Origin of the sequence: Falsiroseomonas oryziterrae, assembly GCF_021864505.1 — a bacterium.
GTDB classification, from domain to species: Bacteria; Pseudomonadota; Alphaproteobacteria; order Acetobacterales; family Acetobacteraceae; genus Falsiroseomonas; species Falsiroseomonas oryziterrae.
Genome location: NZ_JAKJIB010000094.1, coordinates 1 through 12,351, shown reverse-complemented (window position 1 = coordinate 12,351; position 12,351 = coordinate 1). Strand labels below are relative to the sequence as shown.

Sequence of the window (12,351 nt, the reverse complement as noted above, 5' to 3'; positions counted from 1 at the left end):
CCTCGTCGCGCGCGCCGCCGTCGCGCAGCGCGGCGGCCGCGGCGGGTCCGGCCTCGGCCAGCGCGGCGAGCAGCGCGTCGAGGCCGTAGTGGATCGGGTCGTAGCCGTCGGCGGCGTCGGTGAAGTCCAGCGGCACGAAGCGCGGCGCGGGACCAGGCAGGTCGTCGAACAGCGCGCGTTGATGCGCGAGCGCCTGACGCAGCGCGTGCGGGATCGCGGGATGCGACAGATCCTCCACACCGCCGGTGAAGGGATAGGGATCCGGATGCGGGGCGCCGGCGGGGTAGAGGGCATGCAGATGCGTCTGCGCGACGACCAACGGCCAGTCGGGATGGCGGCGCCGCGCGGCGCGGAGTGCTGCGAGCACCGCGCCCTGCGCGGGATCGTCCACGCGCAGGACGGCGAGGATCAGATGCGCCTGCGTCTCGCACCAGGCGATGTCCTCGGCGGCGTCGTAGCCGGGCTCCTCCAGGCCGCGCGTGTCGAGGAAGCGCAGCAACGGCGCCTCGGCCGGCAGGTCGAAGACGCGCGCGGTGCGGGTGCAGGGGGCGAAGCCGGCGCCGACCTCCGCCGCCTTGTCGCCGGTCAGCGCGGCGACGATGGAGGTCTTGCCGACGCCGGTCTTGCCGAGCAGCCAGAGCACCGGCGCCGTCGTCGCGGCCGCGTCGTGCACCGCCTCGGCCTCCGCGCGGTCGGGCGGCGCGGTCAGCCGGTCGGCGATCGCGCGCCAGAGGCGGCTCAGGCTGGGGGGCGGGGGGGCGTCCACGCGCCCTAGATGGGGTCGCCCACCGTCACGCGTCGAGATAGCGGCGCGTCAGATGCGCGGTGAAGGCGGAGGGATCGAGCGGCTTTCCCGTCGCGTGGCGCAGCAGGTCCTGGAAGCCGAGCCGCGCGCCCTGCCCGTGCACGTTGAGGTTCAGCCAGCGCATCATCGCGGAGAGGTCGCCTTGCGCCAGCATGTCGTCGAGCCCGGGGATGTCCGCCCTGATCGCCGCCATCAGCTGCGCCGCCGCCATCGCGCCAAGGGTGTAGGAGGGGAAGTAGCCGAAGGCGCCGTCGTGCCAGTGGATGTCCTGCAGGCAGCCCTGCGCGTCGTCGGGCGGGACGATGCCGAGCAGTGCGCGCAGCCCCTCGTTCCAGGCACCGGGCAGGTCCGCGACCTCCAGCTCGCCCGCGATCATCGCGCGCTCGAGCCGGAAGCGCAGGATGACATGCGCGGGATAGGTCATCTCGTCGGCATCCACGCGGATGAAGCCGCGCTCCACGCGGCGCCAGAGGCGGGCGAGGTTGTCGGGCGCGGTCGCGCGCGGATCGGCCCGGAAGGAAGCGCGCATCCGGCCCGAGAGAAAGGTCAGGAAGGCGTCGGAGCGGCAGGCCTGCATCTCGACGATCAGCGACTGCGATTCATGCGCAGCCATGCCGGCCGCCTCGCCGACCGGCTGGCGCCCCCAGCTCGCGGGCAGGCCGCGCTCGTACATCGCATGCCCGGTCTCGTGCAGCACGCCGAGCAGCGCCTTGGCTGGGTTCGCCTCGTCATAGAAGGTCGTGATGCGCACGTCGGACGGGTTGCCGCCGCAGAAGGGATGCAGCGATTCGTCGAGGCGCGCGTGGCTGAACTCGAGCCCGACGCGCTCCGCCATCTCGCGGCACAGCGCGCGCTGGGCGTCGGCCGGGAACTCGCCCGCCAGCGGGACCGGCGCGGGCTTCGCGGCCTGGATCGCCTCGGCGCGCGGCAGCGCGTCCTTCAGCCAGGCCTCGTAGGCGGCGAAGACGGGCTCGACATCGGCCGCGGTGACGCCGGGCTGGTAGCCGTCCATCAGCGCGTCGTAGGGATCCATGCCGAGCGCGGCACCCAGCGCCTGCGCGGTCTCGCGCTGCAGGCGCGCAACCTCGGCCAGCGGCTTCTCCACCTTGCGGAAGTCGGCGTCGTGCTTGGCCTGTCGCCAGACCTTCTCGCAGGCGGAGTTGGCGCGCGCGGTCGCCTCGACGAGGTCGGTCGGCAACGCGGTGGCACGGGCATGGGCGCGGGCCATCAGGCGAAGGTTCGCGACGTCCCATTCGTCGCTCGCGGTCGCGGCGGCGAGGTCCTCAGCCGCGCGCGGATCGGTCAGCACCTCGTGCGCAACGCCGGCCAGTGCGGCGAGCTGCTCGCCGCGCGCGTTGCCGCCGCCCGGCGGCATCATCGCGGCCGCGTCCCAGTGCAGGATGCCGGCCGCTTCGTTCAGCGCGCCGAGGCGGGCGAAGCGGGCCTTCAGGCGGTCATAGGCGGCGTTCATGCTTGGCTCCGGCGGCGGAGGGCGAAGGCGGCGAGGACCAGGACGAGCGAAACGGCGAGCCCGTACCAGGTGATCGCGTAGCCGAGGTGGTTGTTCGTCGGACGCGGCAGCGCGCGTGCCGGGTCGGGCGTTCCCGGGCCGCCCATCGCCACGATGCCATAGGACGCGACGGGCAGGCCGAGTGCGGCACCGATCGCCGGCGGGTCGAAGGTGTAGAAGCGGCGGCCGGCGACATCGTCGGTCGCGGAGAAGGCGTTGCGGCGGTCGCCGGGATGCACCCAGCCCTCGACCGTCACCTCGCCCTCGGGCCGGGCGACCGATCCGCGGCGGTCGATCGGCACCCAGCCGCGGTTCACCAGGATGGCGGGCGCGCCGTCACGCAGCATCGGCGTGACGAGATGCGCGCCAAGCTGGTTGCCGCGCGGCTCGACGCCGAGGATCGCCTCCCGCGCATGATCGAAGCGGCCGGTGACGCGGACCTTCGCGAGCGGCTCCGGCGGGTCGCGCAGCGGGATTGCCGGCGCGGCCTCGGCGGCGGCGATGCGGGCGATGAGGTCGGTCTTCCAGTGCAGCCGCTCGACCTGCCAGGTGCCGAGGAAGAGCAGCACGCCTAGCACAGGAAGCGAGGCCAACGTGGCGATCAGGAAGGAGCGACGCATCCCCTCTTATCTGGCGCGGCTCAGCCGTTGCCGCCATCCCCGCCGCCGCCATCGGGCCCGGCGCCGGTATTGGCTTCGGGACCGGACGGGCCGGAGGGCGTGCCGCCGAGCATCCAGCCGAACCCCGCGGCCAGCGCCGCGCCGCCGAACAGCCAAATCGGGCCGACGCCGGACACGCCGCCCACCACGAGTACCAGCACGCCGAAGCCGGCGGCGAAGAGGAAAGGCTTCATGGGATCGACTCGGTTCCGGGAGCCGAAGTCTGAACGACGCGCCCGGGCCGGCGCCAGAGCAGTCGGTGGAGACTTATCCTGCGGCGGCGGCAGAGAGGTGGGAGAGTGGCCCCCGGGTGCCCTGCCGAGGCTTTGCCTCGGCAGGATGAGCCGTCAGTCCCAGGAGACGGCGCCGACACGGGGTCCGCGGCGGCGCCGAAGGCGACGTCGTGGGGCCTATCAGTGGTGGGCGATGACGCCCGCGCCCCACCAGTAGATGAAGACGAAGAGGAACAGCCAGACCACGTCCACGAAGTGCCAGTACCAGGCTGCCGCCTCGAAGCCGAAATGGCGTTCCGGCGTGAAGTGGCCGCGGATGGCGCGGAACAGGCAGACCGCGAGGAAGCAGGTGCCGACGAAGACGTGGAAGCCGTGGAAGCCGGTCGCGAGGTAGAAGACCGACGGGTAGATGCCCTCGGTGAAGCCGAAGGGCGCGATCATGTATTCCTTGATCTGGAACCCGGTGAAGGCGACGCCGAGCGCGACGGTGAGCGCAAGCCCGGTGATCAGCGACTTGCGGTCGTTCTGCAGCATGGCGTGGTGCGCCCAGGTCACCGTGCAGCCCGACAGCAGCAGGATCATCGTGTTCAGGAAGGGCAGGTGCCAGGGATCGAAGGTCAGGATCCCGGCCGGCGGCCAGATCGCCTTCTCCGCACCGGAGACGTGCTCGGGGAACAGCGCGAAGTGGAAATAGGCCCAGAAGAAGGCGACGAAGAACATCACCTCGGAGGCGATGAACAGCACCATGCCGTAGCGCAGGCCGATGCGGACCACCGGCGTGTGCAGGCCAGGCGTGCGGCTTTCCTTGATGATGTCGCGCCACCAGAAGAACATGCAGGCAAGCGTGGCGAGCACGCCGATGCCGGTCAGCCACCACCCGCTGCCATGCGCGCCGAGCACGATGCCAAGCACGAGGGCGCCGCCCGCGAAGGCGCTGAGCAGCGGCCAGGGCGAGGGGTCCACCAGGTGGTAGGGGTGCTTGTAGGGGCTCGCGCCCGTCTCGCTGGTCTGGCTCGCCATCGCTCGTTCCGATCCTGACGGGACTTGCCGCCCCTGCCGTTTCGCGCCGCATCAATCCCGCATCGCCGGGCGCAGATCAAGCCCGGCGGCACCTCTCCGGCAAGGTCTCGAGCAGCCTTGCGCCGCGAGTCGGGCGAACGGTTGCTACGCGGTCCGGTTCGCCCACCCTGGGCGCGCGGTCAACGCGTCTCGGGCGCCTCGCGCCGCCCGACATGCGGGCCGGCATTAGCCAGCGCGCCGCTGCGCTCGGCGTCGTGCAGGCTGCGGTGGAAGGTGTAGTTCACCGTGATGGTGCGGATGCCGCGGGTGTTCGGATCCGTCGCGATCCGCGGATCCACCCAGAAGGCGAGCGGCATGTCGACCTGCTGGCCGGGGGCGAGCGTCTGCTCCTCGAAGCAGAAGCAGGCGACCTTGTGGAAGTACTTGCCCACCACCTCGGGCGTGACGTTGTAGGTCGAGATGCCGGTCGCTGGCCGGTCAGACAGGTTGCGCGCGGTGTAGAAGCCCATGCCTTCCTCGCCGACGCGAAGCTGGACGGAGGGCTGCGCCGGCTCGAAGCGCCAGGGCAGCTGCGGCTGGGTGTTGGCGTTGAAGCGCACGGTGACGACGAAGTCGCCCGGCGTCGCGGGGGCCTGCTGGCCGATCATCGGCGTGCCGCCGAAGCCCGTGACGCGGCAGAACCAGTCGTAGAGCGGCACGGCGGCGAAGGAGACGCCAACCATCAGCGCGACGGTCGCGAAGGCGCCGCTGGCGACGCGCCGGTTGCGCCTGGCGAGCTGCGCGCGACGATCCGCGTCCATCGCGATCAGCCCAGCATGCTGCGCGGGAAGCGCGCCATGGCGATGAAATAGAACAGCAGCACGAGGCCGAGCAGCGTCAGCATGATCGCCCAGTTGCGGGCCTTGCGGCGCTTCTCGAAGGCGAGGCGTTCCTCGGGGGTCATGCGATCCAGAGCCGGTCCACCGCGAGGGCGGCAAAGAGGGCGAAGAGGTAGTAGAGGCTGTACTTGAAGGTGGCGCGCGCGGCGGCGTCGTTCAAAAGGCTCCGCCCCGCCTCGTCCTGCGCCTCGCGCACCACGCGCACGGCGTGCCACAGGAAGACCGCGCCGAGGATGGCCGCGGCCGCGGCATAGGCAAGGCCCGAGAAGCCAACGAACCAGGGAGCGAGCGTCACCGGGATCAGCGCGATGGTGTAGAGCAGCACCTGGCGCCGCGTCTCCCTCGCGCCGTGGGTGACCGGCAGCATCGGCACCTTGGCCCGCGCGTAGTCGCCATGCGCCCAGAGGCTGAGCGCCCAGAAATGCGGCGGCGTCCACATGAAGACGATGGCGAAGAGGATCAGCGGCACGAGCGAGACGTCGCCCGTCGCGGCGGCCCAGCCGATCACCGGCGGGAAGGCGCCCGCCGCGCCGCCGATGACGATGTTCTGCGGCGTCCGGCGCTTCAGCCACATCGTGTAGATCACGACGTAGAAGAAGATCGAGAAGGCGAGCCAGCCCGCCGCGACCCAGTTGGTCGCGAGGCCCATCACGGCGACGGAGGCGAAGGAGAGCGTCAGGCCGTAGCCAAGGGCCGCGTTGGGCGCGATGCGACCGGACGGGATGGGCCGGCGTGCGGTGCGGCGCATCAGCGCGTCGATGTCGCGGTCGTACCACATGTTGATCGCACCCGCCGCGCCAGCCGCGACCGCGATGCAGAGGATGGCAGCGACGCCCAGCACCGGATGGATCGGCGCCGGCGCGACCAGCAGGCCAACGATGCCGGTGAAGACCACGAGCGTCATCACGCGCGGCTTGAGCAGCGTGATCCAGTCGCGGACCTCGGAGAAGTCCGCCCCGGAAGATGCGTCGAGGGGGGCTTGCGCCCCCCCCTTCTCGATCGTCGCGCCGCTCATCGGGCGTCACCTCATGCGGGGGTTCGCCGCCGCGCGCTCAACGGACGCGCGGAAGCTCGTCGAAGGTGTGGAAGGGCGGCGGGGAGCTGACCTGCCACTCGAGCGTCGTCGCGCCCTCGCCCCAGGGGTTCGCCTCGGCCTGGGCGCCGCGGCGGAAGGTGACCCAGAGGACGTAGAAGAAGAAGACGAAGCTCGCGACCGAGATGTAGGAGCCGATCGAAGCGATCGCGTTCCAGCCAGTGAAGGCGTCCGGATAATCCGGGTAGCGGCGCGGCATGCCCTGGTTGCCCAGGAAGTGCATCGGGAAGAAGGTCAGGTTCACGCCGACGAAGGTCAGCCAGAAGTGGATCTGGCCGAGGCGCTCCGGATACTGCCGGCCGCTCATCTTCGCGAGCCAGTAGTAGATGCCGGCGTAGATGCCGAACACCGCGCCGAGGCTCAGCACGTAGTGGAAGTGCGCCACGACGTAATAGGTGTTGTGCAGGATCTGGGTGATGCCGGCGTTCGCCAGCACCACGCCGGTCACGCCGCCCACGGTGAAGAGGAAGATGAAGCCGATGGCGAAGAGCATCGGCGTCTCGAAGGTCATGGAGCCGCCCCACATTGTGGCGATCCAGGAGAAGATCTTGATTCCCGTCGGCACCGCGATGACCATCGTCGCGGCCATGAAGTAGGCGCGCGTGTCCACGTCGATGCCCGAGGTGAACATGTGGTGCGCCCAGACAATGAAGCCGACGAAGCCGATCGCCACCATCGCATAGGCCATGCCGAGGTAGCCGAAGATCGGCTTGCGGCTGAAGGTCGACACGATGTGGCTCACGATCCCGAAGGCGGGCAGGATCATGATGTACACTTCGGGGTGGCCGAAGAACCAGAACAGGTGCTGGAACAGCACCGGGTCGCCGCCGCCGGCCGGGTCGAAGAAGGCCGTGCCGAAGTTGCGGTCGGTGATCAGCATGGTGATCGCACCCGCCAGCACCGGCACCGCCAGCAGCAGCAGGAAGGCGGTCACCAGCATCGACCACACGAAGAGCGGCATCTTGTGCAGCGTCATGCCGGGGGCGCGCATGTTGAAGATGGTGGTGATGAAGTTCGCCGCACCCAGGATCGAGCTCGCGCCCGCCAGGTGGAGGCTGAACAGCGCCAGGTCCATCGCCATGGACGGGTGGTAGGTGTTGTCGGTCAGCGGCGGGTAGATCGTCCAGCCGCCGCCCGGGCCCTCACCCACGAAGAGCGATGCCGCCAGCATCAGGAAGGCCGGCACGAGCAGCCAGAAGCTGATGTTGTTCATGCGCGGGAAGGCCATGTCCGGCGCGCCGATCATGATCGGCACGAACCAGTTGCCGAACCCGCCGATCAGCGCCGGCATCACGACGAAGAACACCATGATCAGGCCGTGGGCCGAGACGTAGGCGTTCCACATCTGCCCGTCGGCGAAGATCTGCATCCCCGGCGACTGCAGTTCCATGCGCATCAGCAGCGACAGGCCGATGCCGATGATGCCGGCGATCAGCGCGAAGCCGATGTAGAGCGTGCCGATGTCCTTGTGGTTCGTGCTGAACAGCCAGCGCTGCACGAAGCCGGGCTTGTGGTCGTGGTGATGGTCGTTGGAGTGGGCGTGGGCCGCGGTGTCCATCGGCGTCTTTCCGCTGATCGGGTTCCGGCGCGCCTCAGCGGCGCGCGTCGGCAATGGTGGTGGACTGCGCCTGGCGCTCGGCCAGGACGGAGGGCGGCGGGCCGGGCGGCAGCCCCTGCGCGAAGCGGGTCCGCGCCTGCTCGGCCCAGGCGTTGAACTCCTCGCGCGGCACGGCGCGCACCTCGATCGGCATGAACCAATGGTTCACCCCGCAGATCTGGTTGCACTGGCCGTAGTAGACGCCGGGGCGATCGGCGCGGATCCAGGTCTCCAGCGTGCGGCCGGGGATCGTGTACTTCTGCACGCCGAGCGACGGGACGAAGAAGCTGTGGATCACGTCCTGGCCGGTGGTCAGGATGCGGACATTGGCGCCGACCGGGATGACCAGCGGGTTGTCCACCGACAGCGCGCGGATCTGGCCGGGGCGGATGTCGGCGTCCTGGACCGGGTAGCTGTCGAAAGTGAAGTTGCCCTGGTCCGGGTAGGCGTAGTGCCAGTACCACTGCCGGCCCTGCACATTGATGGTGAACTCGGCGTCCACCGCGCGGTCCTGGTAGTAGATCAGGCGGAAGGAGGGGATCGCGATCACCAGCAGGATCAGCACCGGCACGACCGTCCAGGCGATCTCGAGCGCGGTGTTGTGGCTGGTGCGGGAAGGCTTCGGGTTCGCGGCGGCGCTATACTTCACCACCACCCAGACGAGCAGCAGGAAGACGAAGATCGTAATCGCGACGATGATCCAGAAGACGAGGCTGTTGAAGGACGAGATGGCGTCCTTGATCGGTCCACCCGAAGCCTGGAGGCCCATGCCCCAAGGCTGCGGCGCGCCGATCATCGGGGCGGCGCCGCCCTGCGCGGTCTGGGCGAGCGCGGTGCCCGCGGTCGCGAACAGCAGCAGGGCAGCCGCGACGAGGCGCGCCCCACTGGCATAGAGAGCGCCGACCAGGCCTGCGCCGAAGTGCTTCCTCATCCTGCCGTCCCGCCGTCGCAGCTTTGGCTGCGCATCCTCAACATCTTCTTGCCTCGCCCGGTGTGGCCCCGGGGCGCCGTCATGGCGCACCGCATAGCGGGCGCCACGCGGCACGCGCGGATGCTATAGAAGCCCGTCCCGCACCGCACAAGTGAGGTGCATCAAGCCTCTGCCAAGGGCGTGAGGCACGGCCCGGTTACGGACCTGCCCACCCCGCGGTCAGGCGCCCGGGGCGGCCTCGAGGTCGGTTTCGCCTTCGGCCACGTGATCGACCATGTCGGTCAGCATCGATCGGATGTGGCTGTCGCCCACGACATAGAACACCTGCCGGCCGCGCCGCCCGGCCTGCAGCAGCCGCGCCGCGCGCAGCAGCCGCAGGTGGTGCGAGACGAGCGAGGCAGAGATGCCGAGCTGCTCCGCCATCTCGCCGACCGGGACGGGCGCGTCGAGGCACGCCAGGATGATGCGCAGCCGCGTCGGGTCGCTCATCAGGCGGAACATCTCCGCGAGTTCGACGACCTGATCCTCGGCGATGCGGTCCTTTGCGGCCATCGGGGCTTCCTGGGTGGCGCCGCAGCATCGGGCCGCGCCGCGACGCCGTCCAGCATCCCTTGACGCGGCCGCATGGCGGCACAAGCTGCAGCTTTAGTCTAAACTATTGAAAATCAAGGAACATCTGAAGAGATGAATAGAGATGACGTCTCGACAGCTCCACATGTGAACAGGCGTTTGCATGTGGGCCGCCGCGCGATCCTGGCTGGCCTCGGCGCGCTGCTACCCCTGCCGGGGCTGGCGCAGGGCGCGCGCAGCGGGACCCGAAGCGTCGTCTCCACCGTCGCGATGGTCGGGGACGTGGTCCGCGACGTCTCGGGTGGGCGGGTCCGCACCGAGACCCTGATCGGCGAGGGGGTGGACCCGCACCTCTTCCGCCCGACCCGGGCCGACATCGCCCGGCTGCTGGGGGCGGATGCGGTGTTCGGCGTTGGCCACCGCCTCGAGGGGCGGATGGGCGACGTGCTGGAACGGGTGCGCACTGCGGGTAAGCCCGTCGTGCTGATGGCCGAGTCGCTGCCGCGGGAGCGGCTGCGGGCCAACCCGGACTACCCGGATGCCGCCGACCCGCATGTCTGGATGGACCCGACGCTCTGGGCCGAGGCGGCCGCCCCGGCCGGGGAGGCGCTGACCCGCCTGGCGCCGGACGCGCGGGAGGCGATCGCCGACAACCTGGCGCGCTTCCGCGAGCGCTGCGCGCGGCTCGACGCCTATGCGCGCGAGGCGATGGGGTCCATACCGGCCACTGCGCGCGTGCTCGTCACCGCGCATGACGCGTTCAGCTATTTCGGGGCGCGCTACGGCCTCGAGATCGAGAGCATCCAGGGACTGTCCACCGAGGCGGAGGCGAACCTGGCGGGGATCGAGGCGCTGGTGCGCAAGCTGGTCGAGCGCCGCGTGCCGGCGGTCTTCGCCGAGACCTCGGTGCCGGACCGCGCGGTGCGCGCGCTGATCGAGGGGGCGGGCGCGCGCGGCCAGCGCGTCGCGCTTGGCGGCAACCTCTTCTCGGATGCGATGGGGCGGCCGGGCACCTACGAGGGCACCTACGAGGGCATGATGGACCACAACATCACGACCATCGCGCGGGCGCTCGGCGGGCGCGTGCCGCCGCGCGGACTGAACGGGCGGCTGGCCGCCTAGCCCATGTCCCAGGCCCCTGCACCGCTGTCCGTCAGCCACCTGACCGTCGCCTATGGCGAGCGGCCGGCGGTGTGGGACGTCACCTGGGCGGCGCCGCCGGGCCTGACGGCGATCGTCGGGCCGAACGGGGCGGGCAAGTCCACGCTGCTCAAGGCGGCGCTCGGGCTGGTGCCGGTGCTGACCGGGCAGGTGCGCTTCTTCGGCCGCCCGCTCGAGGAGGTGCGCGACCGCGTCGGCTACCTGCCGCAGCGCGCGAGCGTCGACTGGGACTTCCCCGCAACCGCGCTCGATGTTGTCTGCATGGCGCGCTACCCGCGGATGCGCTGGTGGGGCCGCGTGCCGCGCCGGCACCTGGAGGCGGCGCGGGCCGCGCTGGCGCAGGTCGGCATGGAGGACTTCGCCGACCGGCAGATCGGCAAGCTCTCCGGCGGGCAGCAGCAGCGCGTTTTCCTGGCGCGCGCGCTGGCGCAGGACGCCGAGCTCGTGCTGATGGACGAGCCCTTCGCGGCGGTGGATGCGGCGACCGAGGCGGCGATCGTCGCGGTGCTGCGCGACCTCGCGGCGCGGGGTCGGCATGTGGTCGCCGTGCATCACGACCTCGGCACTGTGCCGGAGTATTTCGAGAGCGTGCTGCTGCTGAATGCGCGCGTCTTTGCCCAAGGGCCGGTGAAGCAGGCGTTCACGACGAAGGCGATCGGCGCGACCTATGGCGCGCGGCTCGCGCTGCTCGACGAGGCCAGCGTCGCCGCCGGGGCGGACGGGGGATGAGCGGAACGCCCGCTTTTCCGGGCCGCCAAGGCGGCCCCGCGCGGCGCGTAACCGCGATGTCCGGCGCACCATGCCTGAGGCGCGCAAGCGTCACGCCGCAGGCGTGCCTCCGGCACGAGGCGCGCGAAGCGCGCGCCCGCCGCCTGAGGGCAGCGTGATGATCACCTACAACACCGCCGTCGTGCTGGCGGGCTGCGCGCTGCTCGGCGTGGCGGCGGGGACGGTCGGCACCTTCGCGCTGCTGCGCGGGCGCGCCCTCGTCGCCGATGCGGTGGGGCATGCGGCACTGCCGGGGGTGGCCGTCGCGGCGCTGATCGTCGCCCTGGTCGGGGCGGATCCGCGCGCGCTGCCGCCGCTGCTGGCGGGCGCGGCGGTCGCCGGGCTGCTCGGCGTCGTCGCGGTGCAGGCGCTGACGCGCACGCGGCGCATCCGCGAGGACGCGGCGATCGCCATCGTGCTGTCGTCCTTCTACGCCGCCGGCGTCGCGCTGATGTCCTGGCTGCAGACGCTGCCGGGCGCGGCGCAGGCGGGGCTGTCGAAGTTCATCCTCGGCCAGGCGGCGGCGATGCGGGCGGAGGATGCGACCATCGCAGCCGCCGTCGCGGGCGCCAGCCTGCTCGCCGTGCTGGTGGCCTTCCAACGGCTGCGCGCGGTCGCCTTCGACGCCGATTTCGCGCGCGTGCAGGGGCTGCGCACCGACCGGACCGACCTGCTGCTGCTCGGCCTCATCGTGCTGGTCTGCGTCAGCGGGCTGCAGGCGGTCGGGCTGATCCTGGTGGTGGCGCTGCTGGTGCTGCCCGCGGCGACCGCTCGTCTCGTCACGCATCGCCTGCCACGCATGCTGTCGATCGCCGCGGCCACGGGCGGCATCGCGGGCGCGGCCGGCGCCTGGCTCTCGGCGCTGCGGCCGGAGGTGCCGACCGGCGCCGCGGTGGTGCTGGTGGCGGCCGGCTTCTTCACGCTCGCGCTTCTCTTCGCGCCGGACCGCGGCCTGGTGTCGCGCGGCGTGACGCTGGCCCGCCGGCGTCTCGACGCGGACACCGAGCATTTCCTGCGCGCGGCCTGGGAGGCGCAGGAGGCCGCCGGCGCCGGACCGGGCACGGCGGGCGACCGTTGGGCGCCGATCACGGCCGTCGCGGCGGCGCGTGGCTGGCGCGTGGGCAAG

Annotated in this window: 14 protein-coding genes; 3 read left to right on the top strand and 11 right to left on the bottom strand. The window is 71.2% G+C overall.

Translation table 11 applies throughout. The features are described 5' to 3' along the window. The 11 genes from L2I40_RS10110 to L2I40_RS10060 form a co-directional block, all read right to left on the bottom strand. A partial coding sequence (locus L2I40_RS10110) for a GTPase family protein (RefSeq protein ID WP_237214782.1) occupies nucleotides 1-766 on the bottom strand: 766 nt, incomplete at its 3' end. Nucleotides 767-791: 25 nt separating this feature from the next. After that, complete coding sequence (locus L2I40_RS10105) at nucleotides 792-2,276, bottom strand: carboxypeptidase M32 (protein ID WP_237214781.1); 1,485 nt, start codon at nucleotides 2,274-2,276, stop codon at nucleotides 792-794. Next, complete coding sequence (locus L2I40_RS10100) at nucleotides 2,273-2,935, bottom strand: SURF1 family protein (RefSeq protein ID WP_237214780.1); 663 nt, start codon at nucleotides 2,933-2,935, stop codon at nucleotides 2,273-2,275. The genes L2I40_RS10105 and L2I40_RS10100 overlap by 4 nt, the downstream gene beginning before the upstream one ends. Before the next feature lie 20 nt (nucleotides 2,936-2,955). Continuing rightward, a complete protein-coding gene (locus L2I40_RS10095; RefSeq protein ID WP_237214779.1) occupies nucleotides 2,956-3,168 on the bottom strand; it encodes a hypothetical protein in 213 nt (70 codons plus the stop codon). A gap of 219 nt (nucleotides 3,169-3,387) precedes the next feature. Next, a complete protein-coding gene (locus L2I40_RS10090; RefSeq protein WP_237214778.1) occupies nucleotides 3,388-4,227 on the bottom strand; it encodes a cytochrome c oxidase subunit 3 in 840 nt (279 codons plus the stop codon). Nucleotides 4,228-4,406: 179 nt separating this feature from the next. Beyond that, a complete protein-coding gene (locus L2I40_RS10085; protein WP_237214777.1) occupies nucleotides 4,407-5,027 on the bottom strand; it encodes a cytochrome c oxidase assembly protein in 621 nt (206 codons plus the stop codon). A 5-nt stretch (nucleotides 5,028-5,032) separates the two neighbouring features. Further along, the gene (locus L2I40_RS10080) at nucleotides 5,033-5,170 is read right to left on the bottom strand and encodes a hypothetical protein (protein ID WP_237214776.1); all 138 of its coding nucleotides are present in this window, start codon (nucleotides 5,168-5,170) and stop codon (nucleotides 5,033-5,035) included. Further along, entirely contained in the window at nucleotides 5,167-6,120 is a 954-nt protein-coding gene (locus L2I40_RS10075) for a heme o synthase (RefSeq protein ID WP_237214775.1), read from the bottom strand. The genes L2I40_RS10080 and L2I40_RS10075 overlap by 4 nt, the downstream gene beginning before the upstream one ends. Nucleotides 6,121-6,157: 37 nt before the next feature. Continuing rightward, entirely contained in the window at nucleotides 6,158-7,756 is a 1,599-nt protein-coding gene (ctaD, locus tag L2I40_RS10070; protein WP_237214774.1) for a cytochrome c oxidase subunit I, read from the bottom strand. Between the two features lie 34 nt (nucleotides 7,757-7,790). Beyond that, nucleotides 7,791-8,726: a cytochrome c oxidase subunit II gene (gene coxB, locus L2I40_RS10065; protein ID WP_237214773.1), complete on the bottom strand. Its 936-nt coding sequence runs from the start codon at nucleotides 8,724-8,726 to the stop codon at nucleotides 7,791-7,793. Nucleotides 8,727-8,945: 219 nt separating this feature from the next. Next, on the bottom strand, nucleotides 8,946-9,278 hold the full coding sequence (locus tag L2I40_RS10060) for an ArsR/SmtB family transcription factor (protein WP_237214772.1): 333 nt from the start codon (nucleotides 9,276-9,278) through the stop codon (nucleotides 8,946-8,948). A gap of 132 nt (nucleotides 9,279-9,410) precedes the next feature. Between L2I40_RS10060 and L2I40_RS10055 the strand changes: the two genes are divergently transcribed. From L2I40_RS10055 to L2I40_RS10045, 3 genes are all read left to right on the top strand, one after another. Beyond that, a complete protein-coding gene (locus L2I40_RS10055; protein WP_237214771.1) occupies nucleotides 9,411-10,418 on the top strand; it encodes a metal ABC transporter solute-binding protein, Zn/Mn family in 1,008 nt (335 codons plus the stop codon). Nucleotides 10,419-10,421: 3 nt separating this feature from the next. Beyond that, nucleotides 10,422-11,186 carry a metal ABC transporter ATP-binding protein gene (locus tag L2I40_RS10050; protein WP_237214770.1) on the top strand — a complete coding sequence of 255 codons (765 nt, stop codon included), beginning with the start codon at nucleotides 10,422-10,424 and terminating at the stop codon, nucleotides 11,184-11,186. 157 nt (nucleotides 11,187-11,343) lie between these two features. Beyond that, the coding region (locus tag L2I40_RS10045; protein ID WP_237214769.1) for a metal ABC transporter permease at nucleotides 11,344-12,351 on the top strand (1,008 nt) is incomplete at its 3' end.

Bases quoted from the DNA above. Each gene is read 5' to 3' on its own strand.
- L2I40_RS10105 (WP_237214781.1), bottom strand. From the start codon at position 2,276: ATGAACGCCGCCTATGACCGCCTGAAGGCCCGCTTCGCCCGCCTCGGC.
- L2I40_RS10100 (WP_237214780.1), bottom strand. From the start codon at position 2,935: ATGCGTCGCTCCTTCCTGATCGCCACGTTGGCCTCGCTTCCTGTGCTA.
- L2I40_RS10095 (WP_237214779.1), bottom strand. From the start codon at position 3,168: ATGAAGCCTTTCCTCTTCGCCGCCGGCTTCGGCGTGCTGGTACTCGTG.
- L2I40_RS10090 (WP_237214778.1), bottom strand. From the start codon at position 4,227: ATGGCGAGCCAGACCAGCGAGACGGGCGCGAGCCCCTACAAGCACCCC.
- L2I40_RS10085 (WP_237214777.1), bottom strand. From the start codon at position 5,027: ATGGACGCGGATCGTCGCGCGCAGCTCGCCAGGCGCAACCGGCGCGTC.
- L2I40_RS10080 (WP_237214776.1), bottom strand. From the start codon at position 5,170: ATGACCCCCGAGGAACGCCTCGCCTTCGAGAAGCGCCGCAAGGCCCGC.
- L2I40_RS10075 (WP_237214775.1), bottom strand. From the start codon at position 6,120: ATGAGCGGCGCGACGATCGAGAAGGGGGGGGCGCAAGCCCCCCTCGAC.
- ctaD (WP_237214774.1), bottom strand. From the start codon at position 7,756: ATGGACACCGCGGCCCACGCCCACTCCAACGACCATCACCACGACCAC.
- coxB (WP_237214773.1), bottom strand. From the start codon at position 8,726: ATGAGGAAGCACTTCGGCGCAGGCCTGGTCGGCGCTCTCTATGCCAGT.
- L2I40_RS10060 (WP_237214772.1), bottom strand. From the start codon at position 9,278: ATGGCCGCAAAGGACCGCATCGCCGAGGATCAGGTCGTCGAACTCGCG.
- L2I40_RS10055 (WP_237214771.1), top strand. From the start codon at position 9,411: ATGAATAGAGATGACGTCTCGACAGCTCCACATGTGAACAGGCGTTTG.
- L2I40_RS10050 (WP_237214770.1), top strand. From the start codon at position 10,422: ATGTCCCAGGCCCCTGCACCGCTGTCCGTCAGCCACCTGACCGTCGCC.